18 protein-coding genes are annotated in these 18,419 nt (G+C 61.7%); 11 read left to right on the forward strand and 7 right to left on the reverse strand.

What is annotated here, in order from left to right:
- The first annotated feature begins 395 nt into the window (after nt 1–395).
- From ccoG to hemN, 6 genes are all read left to right on the forward strand, one after another.
- Nucleotides 396–1,811, forward strand: coding sequence for a cytochrome c oxidase accessory protein CcoG (ccoG, locus tag A7J50_RS21265; RefSeq protein WP_064453580.1), 1,416 nt, complete (start codon nt 396–398; stop codon nt 1,809–1,811).
- A 31-nt stretch (nt 1,812–1,842) separates the two neighbouring features.
- The gene (locus tag A7J50_RS21270; RefSeq protein ID WP_064453581.1) at nt 1,843–2,382 is read left to right on the forward strand and encodes a FixH family protein; all 540 of its coding nucleotides are present in this window, start codon (nt 1,843–1,845) and stop codon (nt 2,380–2,382) included.
- A gap of 115 nt (nt 2,383–2,497) precedes the next feature.
- Nucleotides 2,498–4,948 (forward strand): heavy metal translocating P-type ATPase, encoded by a 2,451-nt coding sequence (locus A7J50_RS21275; RefSeq protein WP_064453582.1) that lies wholly within the window; start codon nt 2,498–2,500, stop codon nt 4,946–4,948.
- Nucleotides 4,949–4,970: 22 nt separating this feature from the next.
- Complete coding sequence (gene ccoS, locus A7J50_RS21280) at nt 4,971–5,189, forward strand: cbb3-type cytochrome oxidase assembly protein CcoS (RefSeq protein ID WP_064453583.1); 219 nt, start codon at nt 4,971–4,973, stop codon at nt 5,187–5,189.
- On the forward strand, nt 5,182–5,865 hold the full coding sequence (locus tag A7J50_RS21285) for a sulfite exporter TauE/SafE family protein (RefSeq protein WP_064453584.1): 684 nt from the start codon (nt 5,182–5,184) through the stop codon (nt 5,863–5,865). Before ccoS ends, A7J50_RS21285 begins: the two co-directional genes overlap by 8 nt.
- 103 nt (nt 5,866–5,968) lie before the next feature.
- A complete protein-coding gene (gene hemN, locus A7J50_RS21290) occupies nt 5,969–7,351 on the forward strand; it encodes an oxygen-independent coproporphyrinogen III oxidase (protein ID WP_064453585.1) in 1,383 nt (460 codons plus the stop codon).
- 6 nt (nt 7,352–7,357) lie between these two features.
- Here hemN and A7J50_RS21295 read toward each other — a convergent pair whose 3' ends face one another.
- The gene (locus A7J50_RS21295) at nt 7,358–7,843 is read right to left on the reverse strand and encodes a hypothetical protein (protein WP_064453586.1); all 486 of its coding nucleotides are present in this window, start codon (nt 7,841–7,843) and stop codon (nt 7,358–7,360) included.
- Between the two features lie 153 nt (nt 7,844–7,996).
- On the opposite strand from A7J50_RS21295, the gene fnr reads away from it, so the two are divergent.
- Together fnr and A7J50_RS21305 are read left to right on the forward strand one after the other, a co-directional pair.
- Nucleotides 7,997–8,731, forward strand: coding sequence for a fumarate/nitrate reduction transcriptional regulator Fnr (gene fnr / locus A7J50_RS21300; protein ID WP_064453587.1), 735 nt, complete (start codon nt 7,997–7,999; stop codon nt 8,729–8,731).
- An 81-nt stretch (nt 8,732–8,812) separates the two neighbouring features.
- Complete coding sequence (locus tag A7J50_RS21305) at nt 8,813–9,361, forward strand: adenine phosphoribosyltransferase (protein ID WP_064453588.1); 549 nt, start codon at nt 8,813–8,815, stop codon at nt 9,359–9,361.
- Nucleotides 9,362–9,469: 108 nt separating this feature from the next.
- On the opposite strand, the gene A7J50_RS21310 is transcribed toward A7J50_RS21305, so the two are convergent.
- The 5 genes from A7J50_RS21310 to dnaX form a co-directional block, all read right to left on the reverse strand.
- Nucleotides 9,470–10,618: an acyl-CoA dehydrogenase family protein gene (locus tag A7J50_RS21310; RefSeq protein WP_064453589.1), complete on the reverse strand. Its 1,149-nt coding sequence runs from the start codon at nt 10,616–10,618 to the stop codon at nt 9,470–9,472.
- A 289-nt stretch (nt 10,619–10,907) separates the two neighbouring features.
- Nucleotides 10,908–11,510, reverse strand: a complete 603-nt coding sequence (recR, locus tag A7J50_RS21315; RefSeq protein WP_064453590.1) for a recombination mediator RecR — start codon at nt 11,508–11,510, stop codon at nt 10,908–10,910.
- 66 nt (nt 11,511–11,576) lie between these two features.
- Entirely contained in the window at nt 11,577–12,611 is a 1,035-nt protein-coding gene (locus tag A7J50_RS21320; RefSeq protein ID WP_064453591.1) for an NADP-dependent oxidoreductase, read from the reverse strand.
- A gap of 180 nt (nt 12,612–12,791) precedes the next feature.
- Entirely contained in the window at nt 12,792–13,130 is a 339-nt protein-coding gene (locus A7J50_RS21325) for a YbaB/EbfC family nucleoid-associated protein (protein ID WP_010563853.1), read from the reverse strand.
- Nucleotides 13,131–13,173: 43 nt separating this feature from the next.
- The gene (gene dnaX / locus A7J50_RS21330) at nt 13,174–15,246 is read right to left on the reverse strand and encodes a DNA polymerase III subunit gamma/tau (protein ID WP_064453592.1); all 2,073 of its coding nucleotides are present in this window, start codon (nt 15,244–15,246) and stop codon (nt 13,174–13,176) included.
- A 133-nt stretch (nt 15,247–15,379) separates the two neighbouring features.
- Here dnaX and A7J50_RS21335 point away from each other — a divergent pair, with 133 nt between their 5' ends.
- Both A7J50_RS21335 and A7J50_RS21340 read left to right on the forward strand, forming a co-directional pair.
- Nucleotides 15,380–16,147 carry a substrate-binding periplasmic protein gene (locus tag A7J50_RS21335; protein ID WP_064453593.1) on the forward strand — a complete coding sequence of 256 codons (768 nt, stop codon included), beginning with the start codon at nt 15,380–15,382 and terminating at the stop codon, nt 16,145–16,147.
- A 54-nt stretch (nt 16,148–16,201) separates the two neighbouring features.
- The gene (locus A7J50_RS21340) at nt 16,202–16,573 is read left to right on the forward strand and encodes a VOC family protein (protein WP_064453594.1); all 372 of its coding nucleotides are present in this window, start codon (nt 16,202–16,204) and stop codon (nt 16,571–16,573) included.
- Here A7J50_RS21340 and A7J50_RS21345 read toward each other — a convergent pair.
- Nucleotides 16,487–17,446: a DMT family transporter gene (locus A7J50_RS21345; RefSeq protein ID WP_064453595.1), complete on the reverse strand. Its 960-nt coding sequence runs from the start codon at nt 17,444–17,446 to the stop codon at nt 16,487–16,489. The two genes, A7J50_RS21340 and A7J50_RS21345, sit on opposite strands and share 87 nt — an antisense overlap.
- A gap of 101 nt (nt 17,447–17,547) precedes the next feature.
- Between A7J50_RS21345 and A7J50_RS21350 the strand changes: the two genes are divergently transcribed.
- Nucleotides 17,548–18,411, forward strand: coding sequence for a LysR family transcriptional regulator (locus tag A7J50_RS21350; protein WP_064453596.1), 864 nt, complete (start codon nt 17,548–17,550; stop codon nt 18,409–18,411).
- Nucleotides 18,412–18,419 lie beyond the last annotated feature (8 nt).

Genomic DNA, 18,419 nt, shown 5'->3' on the forward strand with positions numbered 1-18,419 from the left:
GCTGACAGGGCCTTTTTTCTGCACACACTACAGATCCAGTGTGGGAGCGGGCTTGCTTGCGAATGCAGTGTGTCAGTAATGAATAAGGTGACTGACACCGCGAATTCGCGAGCAAACCCGCTCCCACATTCGAACTGTTTGTTGTTAGACCTCGGTCTCTTGGGTGGAGGGCTTTAAGACTCGCACGACCACCACAACCGCCAAAACCGTCCATACTTGCCAAGTCAATTGATCCAGATCACGTACACCATCAATTGATTTCCCCCAACGCGACCAAAGGTCGCACCCTTTGAGCAGGACCGGAGGCGTATCATTACGCCACTGCAAGACCCTATTTTTGACCCCGGTTGGCACGTACTGGCCGAGGCAAATCTCCACCGCCGTGGGATGCAATGATGAGCAACCAGATACCGGTAAACGACGTTACCCCGCCTGCCAAAAACGCCAGCAACACGGTCGACCTCTATGCGTCGCGAGAGAAAATCTACACCCGCGCTTTCACCGGCCTGTTCCGCAATTTGCGCATGCTCGGTGGTGCCGGTTTGTTCCTGCTCTACTTCGGCACCGTGTGGCTGAATTGGGGTGGCCACCAGGCCGTTTGGTGGAACCTGCCGGAGCGTAAATTCTTCATTTTTGGCGCGACCTTCTGGCCCCAGGATTTCATCCTGCTGTCGGGCATTCTTATCGTTGCCGCCTTTGGCCTGTTCTTTATCACCGTGTATGCCGGGCGCATCTGGTGTGGGTATACCTGCCCGCAGAGCGTGTGGACGTGGATCTTCATGTGGTGCGAAAAGGTCACCGAAGGCGACCGTAACCAGCGTATCAAACTGGATAAAGCGCCGATGGGCGCCAACAAATTCCTGCGCAAATTCAGCAAACACACGCTGTGGCTGTTGATCGGTTTTGTCACCGGCATGACCTTCGTCGGCTACTTCTCGCCGATCCGCGAACTGGTGTTTGATTTCTTCACCGGCCAGGCCGATGGCTGGTCGTATTTCTGGGTCGGTTTCTTCACCCTTGCCACCTATGGCAATGCCGGCTGGCTGCGCGAACAGGTGTGCATCTACATGTGCCCGTACGCGCGGTTCCAGAGTGTGATGTTCGATAAAGACACCCTGATCGTGTCCTACGACCCGCGCCGTGGCGAAGAGCGCGGCCCACGCAAAAAAGGCATCGACTACAAGGCCGAGGGCCTGGGGGATTGCATCGATTGCACCATGTGCGTGCAGGTGTGCCCCACCGGTATCGACATCCGCGACGGCCTGCAAATCGAGTGCATCGGCTGCGCCGCGTGTATCGACGCTTGCGACAACATCATGGACAAGATGGACTACCCGCGCGGCCTGATCAGCTACACCACCGAGCACAACCTGTCCGGGCAGAAAACCCATAAGTTGCGCCCGCGTCTGATTGGGTATGCCCTGGTGTTGCTGGCAATGATCAGCCTGTTGGCCGGCGCATTTTTCATGCGTTCGCTGGTGGGATTCGACGTCAGCAAGGACCGCGTGCTGTACCGGGAAAACGCTGAAGGGCGCATCGAAAACGTCTACAGCCTGAAAATCATGAACAAGGACCAGCGCGACCACACCTACGTGCTCGACGCCTCGGGCCTGCCGGACCTCAAACTGCAAGGCCGACGCGAAATCAAGGTCGCCGCCGGAGAAATTTTCAGCATGCCGGTGGAGCTGTCCAGCGCGCCGGAGCAACTGCCGTCGAGTACCAATGAGGTGAAATTCATCCTCAGGGATGCCGATGATGACAGCGTCCACATTGAAGCCAAGAGCCGATTCATCGGCCCACAAGTCCGTTAAACATAAAGTTCGCTAACTAGAGAGCACAACAATGCCCGTAGCTACTGCCGCAAGCCCTTGGTACAAGCACCTCTGGCCCTGGATCATCATTGGGATCCTGACCTGCTCGGTGACCTTGACCTTGTCCATGGTGACCATTGCGGTGAAGAACCCGGACAACCTGGTTAACGACAACTACTACGAAGCCGGCAAGGGTATCAACCGCTCCCTGGACCGCGAACTGCTGGCCCAGACCCTGCAACTGCGGGCCAACGTGCACCTGGACGAACTGACCGGTGAAGTCGAGTTGCACCTCACCGGCAACAGCAACCCGAATACCCTGGAGCTGAACCTGATTTCCCCGACCCAGCCGGAGAAGGACCGCAAGATCAACCTGACCCGCAGCGACAGCGAGCCTGGCCGCTACGTCGGCCAGGTGACCGACAAGGTCGAAGGCCGACGCTTCGTGGAACTGCTCGGCGTGGAAGGCGACAAGACCTGGCGCCTGTTTGAAGAAGAACAGGTCAGCCACGATAAGGACTTGCTGCTGGGGGATGAGCCGTTGCAAGGTGCGGAAGACCTGAAAAAGTAAGCAACCTGCGCTTCGCGCATCGCGGGCCAGCCCGCTCCCACAAGGACACCATGATCCAATGTGGGCGCCGGGTTTGCCCGCGATGAGGCCCTCCCAGCCATCAAAGATCCAAATCATGACCAGCCCAATTCCCTGCTACCACTGCGCCCTGCCCGTCCCTCCCGGTAGCCGGTTTACCGCCGTGATCCTCGGCGAACGTCGCGAACTGTGCTGCCCAGGCTGCCAGGCGGTGGCCGAAGCCATCGTGGCCGGCGGCCTGGAAAGCTATTACCAGCACCGCAGTGAAGCCTCGGCCAACCCCGAGGCGCTGCCAGTGCAGCTGGTGGACGAGTTGGCGCTGTACGACCGCGCCGATGTGCAAAAGCCTTTTGTGCGCCACGACGGCGAGCTCGCCGAAACCACGCTGCTGATGGAAGGCATCAGCTGCGCTGCCTGCGGCTGGCTGATCGAGAAACACCTGCGCAGCCTGCCCGCGGTGGCCGAGGCACGGTTGAACCTGTCCAACCATCGCCTGCAGGTGCGCTGGGCCGACGGGCAATTGCCGTTGAGCCAACTGCTCGCTGAGCTGCGCCATATCGGCTATGCCGCCCATCCTTACCAGGCTGATCGCGCTGCCGAGCAACTGGCCGGCGAAAATCGCCTGGCTTTGCGCCAACTGGGCGTGGCGGGGTTGCTGTGGTTCCAGGCGATGATGGCGACCATGGCCACCTGGCCGGAATTCAATATCGACCTGAGCCCGGAGCTGCACGTGATCCTGCGCTGGGTGGCGATGTTTCTTACTACACCCATCGTGTTCTACAGCTGTGCGCCGTTTTTCAAGGGCGCCCTGCGCGACTTGCGCACGCGCCACCTGACCATGGATGTGTCGGTATCCCTGGCGATTGGCGGCGCGTATTTCGCGGGTATCTGGACGGCCATCACCGGCGTTGGCGAGTTGTACTTCGACGCGGTGGGCATGTTCGCGCTGTTCCTGCTGGCCGGCCGCTATCTTGAGCGCCGGGCGCGGGAACGTACGGCCGCCGCCACCGCGCAATTGGTCAACCTGTTACCCGCCTCCTGCCTACGCCTCAACGCTGACGGCCAGAGCGAACGCATCCTGCTCAGTGAACTGGCGTTGGGTGACCGGGTGCTGGTGCATCCCGGCGCGGTACTGCCGGCGGACGGAGTGATTCTTGACGGCCAGTCCAGCATCGATGAATCCCTGCTCACCGGTGAGTACCTGCCACAGCCTCGGCACAGCGGTGATGCAGTCACCGCCGGCACGCTCAACGTCGAAGGCGCACTGACCGTCGAGGTCCGTGCCCTGGGCCATGACACGCGCCTGTCCGCCATCGTGCGCCTGCTGGAGCGCGCCCAGGCCGAGAAACCGCGCCTGGCACAAATCGCTGACCGTGCCGCGCAGTGGTTCCTGTTGTGTTCACTGATTGCCGCCGTATTGATCGGCCTGGTGTGGTGGGAACTGGATGCCTCGCGGGCATTTTGGATCGTGCTGGCGATGCTGGTGGCGACCTGCCCGTGCGCGCTGTCACTGGCCACACCGACCGCCCTCACCGCCGCCACCGGCACTCTGCACAAACTCGGGTTGCTGTTGACCCGTGGCCATGTGCTGGAAGGCTTGAATCAAATCGACACTGTGATTTTCGACAAGACCGGTACGCTGACCGAAGGCCGCTTGGCGTTACGCGCGATCCGCCCCTTGAGCGCACTGAACAGTGATGAATGCCTGAGCCTCGCCGCCGCCCTGGAAAACCGCTCCGAGCACCCGATTGCCCGGGCTTTCGGCCGAGCGCCGCTGGCCGCCGATGAAGTCCTCAGCGCCCCGGGGCTCGGCCTGGAGGGTCGCGTAGGCGAACGCCGGTTGCGCATCGGCCAGCCCGGTTTTGTCTGCGAATTGAGTGGCTGCCCGATTCCCGATTCGCCGGATGAGGCCGGCCAATGGCTGCTGCTGGGCGACCGTACTGGCGCCCTCGCCTGGTTCGTGCTGGACGACCGCCTGCGCAGTGACGCGCCAGCACTGCTGGCCGCGTGCAAGGCGCGGGGCTGGCGTACGCTGCTGTTGTCGGGCGACAGCTCGCCGATGGTTGCCAGTGTCGCGCTGGAGTTGGGCATCGACGAAGCCCATGGCGGCCTGCGTCCCGACGACAAGCTGCAGGTGCTGCAACAACTGCACAGGGATGGCCGCAAGGTGCTGATGCTCGGCGATGGCGTCAATGATGTGCCCGTGCTCGCCGCCGCCGATATCAGTGTGGCAATGGGCTCGGCCACGGACCTGGCTAAAACCAGCGCCGATGCTGTGCTGCTGTCCAACCGCCTCGACGCGCTGGTGCAGGCGTTTACCCTCGCGCGGCGCACACGCCGGGTAATCATCGAAAACCTGTTGTGGGCCGGGCTGTACAATGGCCTTATGCTGCCGTTTGCCGCCCTCGGCTGGATCACCCCGATCTGGGCGGCGATCGGCATGTCCCTCAGCTCGTTGACCGTGGTGCTCAACGCCTTGCGCCTGACTCGCCTGCCGAGCGCGCAGGCTAAAAGCGCCGCCTTAGTAACCCGCCCGCTGCCGGCTTGAGCCGCACAGGCATGGAGTGCAGATGCCAGCTCTATACGTGATGATTCCGGCGGCGCTGCTGTTAGTAGGCGTAGCCATTTACATCTTCTTCTGGGCGGTGGACAGCGGCCAGTACGACGACCTCGACGGCCCGGCTCACAGCGTGCTGTTCGACGACCAGGACCCGAACCACCTGGCCGCCGTCGACGAAGCCAACGGGCCCGAGCAACCGCCCGCGCCAAAAGAACCACCCCATGCTTGAACTGGCGCCACTGCTGGTCTCCGCGCTGATCCTCGGACTGCTCGGCGGCGGCCATTGCCTGGGCATGTGCGGCGGGCTGATGGGCGCGTTGACCCTGGCCATTCCAAAAGAGCAACGCAGCCGCCGCTTTCGCCTGCTGCTGGCGTACAACCTCGGCAGAGTGCTCAGCTATGCCACCGCCGGGTTATTGATTGGCCTGGCCGGCTGGGCGGTGGCCAACAGCCCGGCGGCGATGTTCATGCGCGTGCTTGCCGGGTTGCTGCTGATCAGCATGGGGTTATACCTGGCCGGCTGGTGGAGCGGCCTCACCCGTATCGAAAGCCTCGGGCGGGGCCTGTGGCGCTACCTGCAACCCGTCGCCAACCGTTTGCTGCCGGTGTCCAGCCTGCCCCGCGCTTTGCTGCTGGGCGCGCTATGGGGCTGGTTGCCGTGTGGGTTGGTCTACAGCACCCTGCTGTGGGCCGCGAGCCAGGGAAATGCGCTGGACAGTGCATGGCTGATGCTGGCTTTCGGGCTGGGCACCTGGCCGGTGTTGCTCGCCACCGGGCTGGCGGCCGAACGTGTCACGGCGTTGCTGCGCAAACGCAGCGTGCGCGTGGCCGGGGGGTTATTGGTGATTTTCTTCGGTGTCTGGACGCTGCCCGGTCCGCATCAGCACTGGTTGATGGGCCACTAAACGCCCATGTGGCATAGCGCCGCTCCCCGTTGATACAAGTCAACATGCCATTGCGGCCATGCCCCTAGACTCGGTCCACTAGCCTATCCGGGGGACCACCCGCATGCTCGACGCCATTCGTTGGGACACAGATCTGATTCACCGTTACGACTTGGCGGGGCCGCGCTACACGTCCTACCCCACCGCCGTACAATTCGACAGCCAGGTCGGCACCTTCGACCTGCTCCACGCCCTGCGCGACAGCCGCAAGGCCGTGCGCCCGCTGTCGCTGTATGTGCATGTGCCGTTCTGCGCGAACATTTGCTACTACTGCGCCTGTAACAAGGTCATCACCAAGGACCGTGGCCGCGCCCAGGCCTATCTGCAACGACTGGAGCAGGAAATCCAGCTGGTGGCCTGCCACCTCGACCCGAAACAGCCGGTGGAGCAACTGCACTTTGGCGGCGGCACCCCGACCTTTCTCAGCCACGACGAACTGCGCCAGGTAATGACAAGCCTGCGCCAGCATTTCAATTTGCTCGATGATGACTCCGGCGACTACGGCATCGAAATCGACCCGCGTGAAGCCGACTGGGCGACCATGGGCCTGCTGCGTGAACTGGGCTTCAACCGCGTGAGCATTGGCCTGCAAGACCTCGACCCCGAGGTGCAACGGGCGGTCAACCGCCTGCAAAGTCTGGAAGAAACCCGCGCAGTGATTGATGCAGCGCGCACCCTGCAATTTCGCTCGATCAATGTCGACCTGATCTACGGCCTGCCCAAGCAGTCGCCGTTGAACTTCGCGCGCACCGTCGAAGAAGTCATCAGCCTGCAGCCGGATCGCCTGTCGGTGTTCAACTACGCGCACCTGCCGGAGCGTTTCATGCCTCAGCGGCGGATCAACGCCGACGACCTGCCCTCCCCGGCAGAAAAACTGCTGATGCTGCAAACCACTATCGAGCAGTTGACCCGGGCGGGCTATCGCTACATCGGCATGGACCACTTCGCCCTGCCGGATGACGAACTGGCCGTTGCCCAGGAAGAAGGTAGGCTGCAACGCAATTTCCAGGGCTATACCACCCACGGGCATTGCGACCTGATTGGGTTGGGCGTATCGGCAATCAGCCAGATCGGCGACTTGTACTGCCAGAACAGCAGCGACCTCAACCACTACCAGAACGCGCTGGCCGGCGCGCAGCTGGCGACCAGCCGTGGCCTGGTATGCACCACGGATGATCGATTACGGCGGGAGGTGATTCAGCAGTTGATCTGCAATTTCAGCCTGGGGTTCGAGCGGATCGAACAGGCTTTCAACATCGATTTTCGAGGTTATTTCGACGAGCTATGGCCGCAACTGGAGACGATGGCCGCAGACGGCCTGATTGAACTGGACGCCTGTGGCATTCACGTACTGCCCGCCGGGCGATTGTTGGTGCGCTCGGTGTGCATGGTGTTCGATGCCTACCTGGAGCACCAGAACAGGCAACGATTCTCGCGGGTGATCTGAGCGCCGTTACTTCATCGCCAGGCTCATGGCTTCCAACTGAGCCGCTGGCGGCTCGCCCTTCATGGACTTGCCCAACTGTGTCTGGGCCGTGGTCAGGCCAGACTGCAATGTCATCACATCTCCCTGCAGTCTGGCTATCTTGGCCTGCCGCGCTTCCGGGCTCATGGAAGTGTCAGCCATGGCCGCGGACAGTTCGGCCATTTTCTCGGCAAGCTGCTTTTTCAGTTGGCGGATCATTTTCAACAGTTGCTTGACGCTGTCGCTCAAGCTGCTGTTGTCAATATCGCTGTTGGACGATTGCTCGGCCTTCGATGCGTCCATCCCCGCACCGGAAATGACGACCTTCACGCCTGCGGTGGCCGCAGGCTCAGCAGCCTTGGCTTCGGTTGGCGCCTTGGTGGTGGCGTCTTTATCCTTCGCCGCATCGGCGGACTTCCAAACCGATACCGCCGCCACGTTGATAGTCGGGTTTTGGATCGTACTGACTGACATGATCTGAGCTCCGGCTCATGGAGATATCTGCATGTATCGGCGCTGATACACAAACCTTTATACCGTTGCTGCTTTTTTGCACACGCTGGCCTCACTGCCCCCCAGTGCGTTACCCTTACGTCTTATGTGTGTTTTCCCACAAGGATTTAAGAAATGTCCGAGCCAGTCAAACTGCGCGCTCACAGCCAGACTCACTGCAAGGATTGCAGCCTGGCCCCGCTATGCCTGCCACTTTCATTGAATTTGGAAGACATGGAAGCGCTGGACGAAATCGTTAAACGCGGTCGCCCGCTGAAAAAAGGCGAGTTTCTGTTTCGCCAGGGTGACAAATTCGATTCCGTTTATGCAGTACGTTCGGGAGCGTTGAAGACGTTCAGCCTGAGCGACGGCGGCGAAGAGCAGATCACCGGTTTCCACCTGCCCAGCGAGCTGGTCGGGCTGTCCGGCATGGACACCGAAATTCATCCTGTGTCGGCCCAGGCGCTGGAGACGACATCAGTCTGCGAAATCCCCTTCGAGCGCCTGGATGAACTGGCTCTGCAATTGCCGCAACTGCGTCGCCAGTTGATGCGCGTGATGAGCCGCGAGATTCGTGACGATCAACAGATGATGTTGCTGCTGTCGAAAAAAACCGCCGACGAGCGCATCGCCACGTTCCTGGTCAACTTGTCGGCACGTTTCCGCGCCCGGGGGTTCTCGGCCAACCAGTTCCGCCTGAGCATGTCGCGCAATGAAATCGGCAATTACCTGGGCCTCGCGGTGGAAACCGTGTCCCGCGTGTTCACCCGTTTCCAGCAGAACGAATTGATTGCCGCCGAAGGCAAGGAAGTGCATATCCTCGACCCCATCCAGCTGTGTGCGCTGGCCGGTGGTTCGCTGGAAGGTTGATGCAGAGGCTTGCGGTTGCGCCAATCGGCGAGGCCGCAGGTATACTTCGAGTCCGTTTTCAGCCCTCAGGACTCTTCGACGATGACCTTCGATTCGTTCGACATCAAATCCCTGATTCGCCCCGTCATCGACTTCCCCAAGCCTGGGGTGATCTTTCGTGACATCACGCCCCTGTTCCAATCGCCCAGGGCCCTGCGGCTGGTGGCAGACAGCTTTGCCCACCGCTACGTCGAGGCCGACTTCACCCACATCGGCGCAATGGATGCACGCGGGTTTCTGATCGGTTCGATCATCGCCTACCAACTGAACAAACCGCTGATCCTGTTCCGCAAGCAGGGCAAGCTGCCGGCCGACGTGCTGGCCGAGGGTTACCAGACCGAATACGGCGAAGCCTTCCTCGAAGTGCACGCCGACAGCCTGTGTGAAGGCGACTCGGTGCTGATGTTCGATGACTTGATTGCCACCGGCGGTACCTTGATCGCTGCCGCCAATCTGGTGCGGCGCATGGGCGCAACCATCTTCGAAGCGGCAGCGATCATCGACCTGCCGGAGCTGGGTGGCTCGCAGCGCCTGGAAGACATGGGAATTCCGACGTTCTGCCTGACGCAGTTTGCGTTGACCGAACGTTAATCATTGCTTGAACCGGCCTCATCGCGGGCAAGCCCGACTCCCACATTGGTATGCGATCACCTGTGGGAGCCGGGCTTGCCCGCGATGGGGCCTGTGAGACACCCCACCTCACAACCCCATCTGCTTGCTGATGATTTCATTCATCACTTCGCGGGTGCCGCCACCGATGGACAGGATGCGGTTGTCACGATATAGCCGCTCCACCAGGCAGCCGCGCATGTAACCTTGGCCGCCGAGGATCTGCACCGCGTCGTAGGTAACACGATCGGCGGTGTCTGTGGCGAGGTTCTTGGCCATGGAGATCTCCTTGATCACACTCATGCCCGCAGCCATTTTCGCTGCCTGGCGATACGTGAATTCCCGCGACACCTCCACCGCCGTCGCCATCTCCGCCAGCCGATGCTTGAGCACCTGGAATTTACCAATGGGCTTGCCAAAGGCTTCGCGCTGGGCGGCCCACTTGAGGCTTTCCTCCAGTGCCAACTGCGCGGTCATATTGGCCATCAACGCCAGGGCCAGGCGCTCACTTTGGAAATTGCCCATGATGCAGGCAAAGCCCATGTTCTCGACACCGATCAGGTTGCCCACAGGCACCTGGCAATCGTCGAAGAACAACTCAGCCGTGTCCGACGCCCACCAGCCCATTTTCTTCAACGGCTGACCGACCGTGAAACCGGGGGTGTCTTTTTCGATGAGCACTAAGCTGATACCGCCAAAGCCCGGCCCGCCGGTGCGGACGGCTACGGTGTAGAAGTCGGCACGGATGCCGCTGGTGATAAAGGTTTTGCTGCCGCTCACCCGGTAATGCTCGCCATCACGCACAGCGCGGGTTTGCAGGTTGGCCACATCGGAGCCACCACCGGGCTCGGTAACGGCCAGGGCGATGATCTTCTCGCCGGCCAACACCTGCGGCGCGACACGTTCGCGCACCTCGGGCCGCGCCCATTTGACGACGGGCGGCAGGCCGATATCCAGCGAACCCAACCCCGCCACCACACCACCGGAACCACACCGCATCAACTCTTCGCTGGCGGCAACCTTGGCAAACAGATCACCTTCGTGACTGCCGCCCAGGCTCTCGGGGTAACCGATGCCGAGAATCCCCGCAGCGCCTGCCTTGAGGTACAGCTCACGGGGGAAGCTTTCCGCCTCCTCCCATTGCTCGATGCCCGGCAACATCTCGCGCTCGACAAAACGGCGCACGCTGTCGCGGACCAATTGGTGGCTGGGGTCGAAGTAGTCCTGGTAGGCAGACATCGGCAAGCTCCACGGTGAGGTGGAACGAAATTACCAAGCGCTTGCTTGGTTATCAAGCTGTGCGGATTTCACAAAAACTGTGGAAGCTGGCTTGCCTGCGATAGCGGGGGGATTTTTGGTGACTGTGAGGGCGTCTTCGGGAGCAAGCCCCCTCCCACATTTTGATGTGTGAACCCAGTCAAATGTGGGAGCTGGCTTGCCTGCGATGGGGTGTCAGTCAGCAGATGTATTGACTGAACCAGCGCATTCGCGAGCACGCCCGCTCCCACATGTTGAGCTGTGATGGTCTTTAAAGGGCGATCGGTTTGCGACCTGCAAACGAATGCGCCAACGTGCCGCCATCGACCAACTCCAACTCACCACCCAGCGGCACACCATGGGCGATACGCGACGTCACAAGGCCTTTGTTGCTCAACAACTGGGCGATGTAATGCGCGGTCGCCTCACCTTCCACCGTCGGGTTGGTCGCCAGGATCACCTCGGTAAAGGTGCCCTGCTCTTCAATGCGCGCCACCAGTTGCGGAATGCCGATGGCTTCCGGCCCCAGCCCATCCAGCGGTGAGAGGTGCCCTTTAAGCACAAAGTAGCGCCCGCGATAGCCGGTCTGCTCGACCGCGTACACATCCATCGGCCCTTCCACCACGCACAGCAACGTGTCGTCGCGGCGCGGGTCGGCACATTGCGGGCAGAGGTCTTCTTCGGTAAGGGTGCGGCACTGGCGGCAGTGGCCCACACCGGTCATGGCCTGGCTCAAGGCCTGGGCCAACCGGGTGCCGCCACTGCGATCCCGCTCCAGCAGTTGCAGCGCCATGCGCTGGGCGGTTTTCTGGCCCACACCCGGCAAGGTGCGCAGGGCGTCGATCAGTTGGCGAATCAGAGGGCTGAAGCTCATGGGGCAATGGTCCGACAAAACAACGAGACGCGGTTTATACCCGCGCCCCGGATTAGCGTCAAATGGTCAATCCTGCGCGACGCGCACCACCAACTTGCCGAAGTTGCGCCCTTCAAGCAAACCAATAAAGGCTTCGGGCGCCTGCTCCAGGCCCTCGACCACGTCTTCGCGGAACTTGATCTTGCCATCACGCACCCACGGCGCCATGGCGCTGAGGAATTCAGGCTGGCGATCACCGTAGTCATCGAACACGATAAAGCCCTGGATGCGCACGCGCTTGGTCAGCAAGGTGCGTTGCAGCGCCGGCAGACGGTCAGGGCCACTCGGCGCTTCATGGGCGTTATAGCCGGCGATCAAGCCGCACAGGGGAACCCGCGCTTTGGGGTTGAGCAACGGCAACACGGCGTCGAACACCTTGCCGCCGACGTTTTCGAAGTAGATGTCCACACCGTTGGAGCAGGCCAGGGCCAGCTCATTGGCAAAATTGGCGCTCTTGTGATCGATGCACGCGTCAAAACCCAGCTCGTCCACCACGTAGCGACATTTGTCCGCGCCACCTGCGATGCCCACCACCCGCAAGCCCTTGAGCTTGGCCACCTGGCCCACCACCGAGCCGACGGCGCCGGACGCTGCGGCAACCACCAGGGTTTCCCCTTCCTTGGGCTGACCGATATCCATCAGGCCCATGTACGCGGTCATACCCGGCATGCCCAGCACACCCAGTGCCATCGACGGGCTCGCCAGGCCATTGGGCACCGGGATCAGATTTTGTCCATCGGAAACGCTGTGGCTCTGCCAGCCGGTGGAGCCAACTACCAGGTCACCCACTTCGAATTTCGGGTTACGCGATTGCTCGATACGGCTGACAGCGCCACCGGTCATAACCTCGTCGATTTCAACCGGAGCGGCGTAGGACGGTGCGTCACTCATGCGGCCACGCATATAGGGATCGAGGGACAGGTACAGCGTTTTCAATAGCACCTGGCCGTCCGCCAACTCGGGCAAGTTCACGCGTTCCAGGCGGAAATTTTCCGGGGTCGGTGCGCCTTGAGGGCGCGAGACCAGCACGACGCGCTGGTTCAAAATCGGTTCTTCAGACATCAGGGAACTCCTTTATCGAATTCATCGGTATAGGGTGCAGACCCTATATGCCGCGCCAGGGTTCATATTGAACGCAGTGCGTCCTCGCGGTATGACGTTACTGCCCAGCGGACGATGACGGCACACACAAAAATGCAAGGCTCGATGCCTGGCATTTTTATTAAAGCAAACGCTCACCGATCAGAACGGCAGCTTCATGCCCGGCGGCAGTTGCATGCCGGCGGTCACGCCAGACATTTTGTCCTGGCTGTTGGCTTCGATCTTGCGCACGGCATCGTTGACGGCCGCCGCGAACAGCGCCTCAAGCATTTCCAGGTCATCTTCGCTGGCGCCTGGCAACACGCTTGGGTCAATGCTCACGCGCTTGATGTCGTGACGACCGGTCATCACCACGCTGACCATATCGCCACCGGCTTTACCGGTGACTTCGGCGTTGGCCAGTTCTTCCTGCATCTTGGCCATTTTTTCCTGCATCTGCTGCGCCTGCTTCATCAGGCCGGCCATGCCACCTTTCATCATGGGAATCACCTCAAAAGTACGTGGATCAATAAGTAGCCCGGTTTTATGACGCTTGGGGCACCGGGGCGTCGACAGGTTCAATAGTATCTTGGCGCACGACCGCACCAAACTGTTGCATCATTTGCTGGATGAGCGGATCAGCCTGGATCGAGTTTTCCGCTTCTTGCTGACGGTTGATGCGTCGGCGTGTCGCGGCCTGGGCCGGGGTTTCCTGCTCGGGTTTGATCAACTCGATGGCGATGGTCAGCGTGCGCTCATGGTACTGGTTCAGCGCATCGTTGAGCCGGCGTTGCTGGGTCGCGTTGAACAGCGCGCTGTGGGCCGGGTCCAGGTGCAACAGCCAATGGTCGCCATCGATGGCGATCAAGGTGCAGTTGGCCGCGATGCTGCCGGTCATGCCGGAGATCGGCAATTTCGGGAACAGTTCCAGCCACTGTAACGCCAGGCCGGTGGCCGGGGCCGCAGCGGGTTCCGCCTCGGGCTCGGGCGCCGGGTCGGCGGTGTGCTCGCTGGCCAGGTCATCCAGGTAGCTGTAGGCCGAATCCATGTCCGGCTCGATGTAGTCTTCGTCCAGTGGCGGCTCGTCGTCGAGGTCGATGCCCGGAGTTGCAGCGTCGACTTGAGCGACAGTCGGCTCGGGCACCGGCGCAGACACCCACTCGGGCGCGGCTGGCACAACACTGTCCGGCGTCGGTGCAGGCATCGGCGTCAGTTCGGGCTGCTCGCCGGTGGTTTCCAGTACGGGCTCCACGGCAGGCTGTAGCTCGACTTCAGGCTCGGCGTCTACCGGATCATTCCAGGGCAGGTCGACCTCCGGGGCGGGTTCGGGCTCAGGTTCGATCACAGGCGCAGGCTGCGGCGCTGGCTCGGCCACGGGCGCGGCAACCAATGGCGCAGGTGCCGGAACAACCGGCGCAGGCGCAGCAACCACTGGCGCGGCCACCGCTGCGCCAGCCACTGGTTTGGCGGAATCAACTGTGGCCTGGCTGATCCCCACTGGCTTTAGCGGCTGTCTCGGTGCGTCTGCCGTATCGGCGGGCCGGAAGGCCAGCATCCGCAGCAGGACCATTTCAAAGCCACCACGCGGGTCCGGTGCCAAGGGCAAGTCCCTACGGCCGATCAGGCCCATCTGGTAGTAAAACTGTACGTCTTCGGCCGGCAACGCCTGGGCCAGCGCCAATACGCGGTCGCGGTCGCCATGGCCGTTGTCGACACCTTCAGGCAAGGCCTGGGCGATGGCGACGCGGTGCAGCACATTGAGGATTTCCGAGAGCACACCGTTCCAGTCCGGCCCTTGCTCCGACAAGTGGCGCACGGCTTCGAGCAAAGCCTTGGCATCACCTTCGATCAGCGCGTGCAGCACGTCGAAGACCTGGCCGTGGTCGAGGGTGCCGAGCATGGCACGCACATCGGCGGCCATGACCTTGCCTTCACCAAAGGCGATGGCCTGGTCGGTGAGGCTCATGGCATCGCGCATCGAACCATCGGCAGCACGGCCAAGCAGCCACAGTGCGTCGTCTTCGAACGGTACGTTCTCGACGCCCAGCACGTGGGTCAGATGCTCGACCACTCGCTCGGGGGTCATGTTTTTCAGGGAGAACTGCAGGCACCGCGACAGAATCGTTGCAGGAAGCTTCTGCGGGTCGGTGGTGGCCAGAATGAATTTGACGTAGGGCGGCGGCTCTTCCAGGGTTTTCAACAGTGCGTTGAAGGAATGACTGGACAGCATGTGCACTTCGTCGATCAGGTAGACCTTGAAGCGGCCACGGCTCGGCGCGTACTGCACGTTGTCGAGCAGCTCGCGGGTGTCTTCGACCTTGGTACGGCTCGCGGCGTCGATTTCGATCAGGTCGACAAAACGCCCTTCGTCGATTTCCCGGCACACCGAACACGTGCCGCAAGGCGTCGACGTGATGCCGGTTTCACAGTTCAGGCATTTGGCGATGATGCGCGCAATGGTGGTCTTGCCCACCCCCCGCGTACCGGTGAACAGGTAGGCGTGGTGCAGCCGTTGGCTGTCCAAGGCATTGATCAGAGCCTTGAGCACATGGGTCTGGCCGACCATTTCGCGGAACGAGCGCGGACGCCATTTACGTGCAAGAACCTGATAACTCATCGAAAACCGTCGCAACTGGGAAGCGGAAGCCGGTAATGCTAGCGGAGCAAGGGGGAAATTGCATCCGGCACGCTCGCCTAATCTGACTAAGCTTGCGTGACTGGCCCCACGAAGGCCTCAACCCGGAGAGTGTATGCGCGGAATCCTGGGCGCTTTATGGATGATTTCCCTCACCTGCCTCGCGGCACCCGCGCCGTTGCGCTTCTCGATTTCCGACAGTTGGGCAATGCCCATGGCCGAAGTCGAAAACAACCGGCCCACCCAGGGCATTTTGTATGACTTGATGTTGAGCCTGGCCACTCAGGTCGGGCGCCCGGCCGAGTTCCACGTACTGGCCCGTGCCCGCATCGCCGGTGCCATGGCGCACGGCGACATTGACGTGCGCTGCTATGTCGCCCAGGACTGGGTCGATAACCTGTCCGGCGACTACACCTGGAGCGTGCCCCTGATGGTGCAACGCAATGTGATGGCGAGCAGTCCTGCAGCGCCGCAACCGGTGCACGTGAGTGAGCTGGCACCCCAGTCGATCGGCACGGTGCTTAACTACCGCTACGCCGTCCTCGACCCGCTGTTCGCCAGCGGTCAGCTGACCCGTGACGATTCCCGCAGCGAGGCGCTCGTGCTGCAAAAGTTGGTCGCCGGGCGCTTTAAATACGCCGTCATCAATGAATGGGCCCTCGACCGCTTCAATCTCAACCTGCCTGCGAGCCAGCAGTTGCACAAGGGCGCAGTGATCGACGAGCAAAGCCTGGGCTGCATTGTGCGCAATGATCCGAACGTGCCGGTGCAGCGGATCTTGCGCACGCTGCTGCGGATGAAAATGTCGGGGGAGATCGATGACATCATCAAGCTGTACACCGGCGAAAATGCGCAACCGCTGCCGACTCCTGACAAGAACTGACAGGGCCCTCCCCTAGACTGGCCTCACTCAACCGCCCGTTCTCAAGGAGCCTGCATGAACAGCGTCGCCCATTACTTCCTGCTGTACGTAGACAGCCCGGCCACCAGCGCCAACTTCTATAGCCGCCTGCTGGACAAGCCCCCGGTGGAGCTGAACCCGACGTTTGCCCTGTTCATCCTCGACAACGGTGTGAAGCTGGGGTTGTGGTCGCGGCACACCGTCGAGCCGGCGGCCCAGGTCACGGGCGGCGGCGGTGAGGTGGGCTTTTCCCTGCCCGACCATGCCGCTGTCGACGCCCTGCACGCTCAGTGGGTAGCGCGCGGCGCGACGATCATCCAGTCACCGGCCACCCTGGACTTCGGTTACACCTTTGTCGCCCAGGACCTTGATGGCCACCGGCTGCGCGCGTTCAGCCTGAGCGACTGATCGCCAGCGGCCCTCCAGGCTGATGGCAGCGACGCTGGTCAACACAATCACGCCGCCCAGCACTACCTGCACGGCAATGTGTTCGCCCAGCAGCGTCGCGGCCATCACCATGGCGACCGGCGGAATCAGGTACATCGCCACCGAGGCGCGGCTGACCTCGATGTGTTTCAACACATAACCCCACGCCAGATACGCCAGGGCACTGGGAAAAATACCCAACACCAGCACCGCCAGGTTTTCCGGCAACGGCGCCTGTCCGACGGCATTGGCCAAGCCCGGCAGGTTCACGCAAAGCATCAGCGTGCCCGCCCACACCATGTAGCACGCCATAGTCAGCGGGCTATAGCGGTGGGCATAGTGTTTCTGGATGGCGAAGTACACGCTCCACGAGACAGCCGCCAATAGAATCAGCAAACCGCGCGGGTCGATGCCCCCTAAGCCATGATCGCCCCAGATCACCACCAGCACGCCGATCAACCCTAATAGCACGCAGCCCCAACGCCAGGCACTGACCCGCTCCTTCAAGCCAAAAAACGCGAGCAGCACACTGAACAGCGGCGCCGACTGCGCGAGCACACTGGATGCCGCCGCCGTCACCCATTGCTGCCCATAATTGAGGCTGGTGTGGTGCAGGAACACCCCGAAAAACCCCAACACCAGCAGCCACGGCAGATCCTGCAAACGCGGGCGGGCAATGCCCACCACCAAGGCCACACCCGCCATGAATATCGACGCGATCAAGAACCGCAGCAGCGCCAACTGACCAGGGCTATAGCTGTGCAGGCCCATGTGCACGCCAATCGGCGAGTAAGCCCAACAGAGGATGACGCCGGCGATGACTAGCGTAAGCTTTAAGGATGACGGGGTATTCATCGACGGCGCCCAGAACTGAGAAGGAATGCCGTCAGTCTTGGCCTGGGCAAGGCGTAGGACAATTAACCGTTTCTGACTTCTGAAATCACTGGAACTGAGCAATGGAACTGGCCCAACTGAAAATGGTGCGAGCCGTGGCGCAAACCGGCAGCGTGGCCCAGGCCGCTCTGCAATTGCACTGCGTACCCTCCAACATCACCACACGTATCAAGCAGTTGCAAGGCGAGTTGGGCACGCCGCTGTTTATTCGTGCGGGCCGTGGGCTGGCGATCAGTGCCGCCGGTGAAATTTTCCTGGACTACTGCGAGCGCATCCTGGCGTTGGTGGACGAGTCCAAACGCGCGGTCGATGCCAACGCCATTCCTCGCGGCACCTTGCGCATCGGCGCGGTAGAGTCCAGCGCCAGCGGCCGGCTGCCGCCATTGCTGGCGGAATACCATCGCCGCTACCCGGACGTCACACTTGAGCTGGTCACCGGCGCCTGGGCGCAACTGCTGGACGACCTGCAACACCATCGTCTCGACGTGGCGTTGGTCGCCTCCGGCGGTAAACGCGCCAAGCTCGAACGCAGCGTGGTCTACAGCGAGCGCCTGGTGCTGATTTCCAGCGCGTCCAGCGCGCCGATCAACAGCGCCGAAGACCTCGCGGGCCGCACGCTGCTGGTGTGGCCACCCGGCTGCCCGTATCGCGCCGCGCTGGAAAACTGGATCAAACCCCATGACTTCAAGCCAAGCATCGCCAGCTATGCCAGCTGGGGCACGATCATCGGCTGTGTCAGCGCAGGCATTGGCGTGGCCCTGGCACCGGAAGGCATCCTGGCCCGCTATGAGCAGGCGAACCAGCTGACGTCCTACCGGTTCGAGGCGTTGCAGGCCGTGGACAACCTGCTGTTCTGGCACACAGACACCCAACGGCACCTGGCGCGGGATGCGTTTGCCGAGCTGCTGCGGGAGGCTTTCGGCTAACCCAGGCG

The sequence above is a fragment of the Pseudomonas antarctica genome (genome assembly GCF_001647715.1).
Lineage (GTDB): Bacteria > Pseudomonadota > Gammaproteobacteria > Pseudomonadales > Pseudomonadaceae > Aquipseudomonas > Aquipseudomonas antarctica_A.

What these genes read in the sequence shown, in the direction of transcription:
- ccoG (WP_064453580.1), top strand. Translation starts at nt 396, where the DNA reads ATGAGCAACCAGATACCGGTAAACGACGTTACCCCGCCTGCCAAAAAC.
- A7J50_RS21270 (WP_064453581.1), top strand. Translation starts at nt 1,843, where the DNA reads ATGCCCGTAGCTACTGCCGCAAGCCCTTGGTACAAGCACCTCTGGCCC.
- A7J50_RS21275 (WP_064453582.1), top strand. Translation starts at nt 2,498, where the DNA reads ATGACCAGCCCAATTCCCTGCTACCACTGCGCCCTGCCCGTCCCTCCC.
- ccoS (WP_064453583.1), top strand. Translation starts at nt 4,971, where the DNA reads ATGCCAGCTCTATACGTGATGATTCCGGCGGCGCTGCTGTTAGTAGGC.
- A7J50_RS21285 (WP_064453584.1), top strand. Translation starts at nt 5,182, where the DNA reads ATGCTTGAACTGGCGCCACTGCTGGTCTCCGCGCTGATCCTCGGACTG.
- hemN (WP_064453585.1), top strand. Translation starts at nt 5,969, where the DNA reads ATGCTCGACGCCATTCGTTGGGACACAGATCTGATTCACCGTTACGAC.
- A7J50_RS21295 (WP_064453586.1), bottom strand. Translation starts at nt 7,843, where the DNA reads ATGTCAGTCAGTACGATCCAAAACCCGACTATCAACGTGGCGGCGGTA.
- fnr (WP_064453587.1), top strand. Translation starts at nt 7,997, where the DNA reads ATGTCCGAGCCAGTCAAACTGCGCGCTCACAGCCAGACTCACTGCAAG.
- A7J50_RS21305 (WP_064453588.1), top strand. Translation starts at nt 8,813, where the DNA reads ATGACCTTCGATTCGTTCGACATCAAATCCCTGATTCGCCCCGTCATC.
- A7J50_RS21310 (WP_064453589.1), bottom strand. Translation starts at nt 10,618, where the DNA reads ATGTCTGCCTACCAGGACTACTTCGACCCCAGCCACCAATTGGTCCGC.
- recR (WP_064453590.1), bottom strand. Translation starts at nt 11,510, where the DNA reads ATGAGCTTCAGCCCTCTGATTCGCCAACTGATCGACGCCCTGCGCACC.
- A7J50_RS21320 (WP_064453591.1), bottom strand. Translation starts at nt 12,611, where the DNA reads ATGTCTGAAGAACCGATTTTGAACCAGCGCGTCGTGCTGGTCTCGCGC.
- A7J50_RS21325 (WP_010563853.1), bottom strand. Translation starts at nt 13,130, where the DNA reads ATGATGAAAGGTGGCATGGCCGGCCTGATGAAGCAGGCGCAGCAGATG.
- dnaX (WP_064453592.1), bottom strand. Translation starts at nt 15,246, where the DNA reads ATGAGTTATCAGGTTCTTGCACGTAAATGGCGTCCGCGCTCGTTCCGC.
- A7J50_RS21335 (WP_064453593.1), top strand. Translation starts at nt 15,380, where the DNA reads ATGCGCGGAATCCTGGGCGCTTTATGGATGATTTCCCTCACCTGCCTC.
- A7J50_RS21340 (WP_064453594.1), top strand. Translation starts at nt 16,202, where the DNA reads ATGAACAGCGTCGCCCATTACTTCCTGCTGTACGTAGACAGCCCGGCC.
- A7J50_RS21345 (WP_064453595.1), bottom strand. Translation starts at nt 17,446, where the DNA reads ATGAATACCCCGTCATCCTTAAAGCTTACGCTAGTCATCGCCGGCGTC.
- A7J50_RS21350 (WP_064453596.1), top strand. Translation starts at nt 17,548, where the DNA reads ATGGAACTGGCCCAACTGAAAATGGTGCGAGCCGTGGCGCAAACCGGC.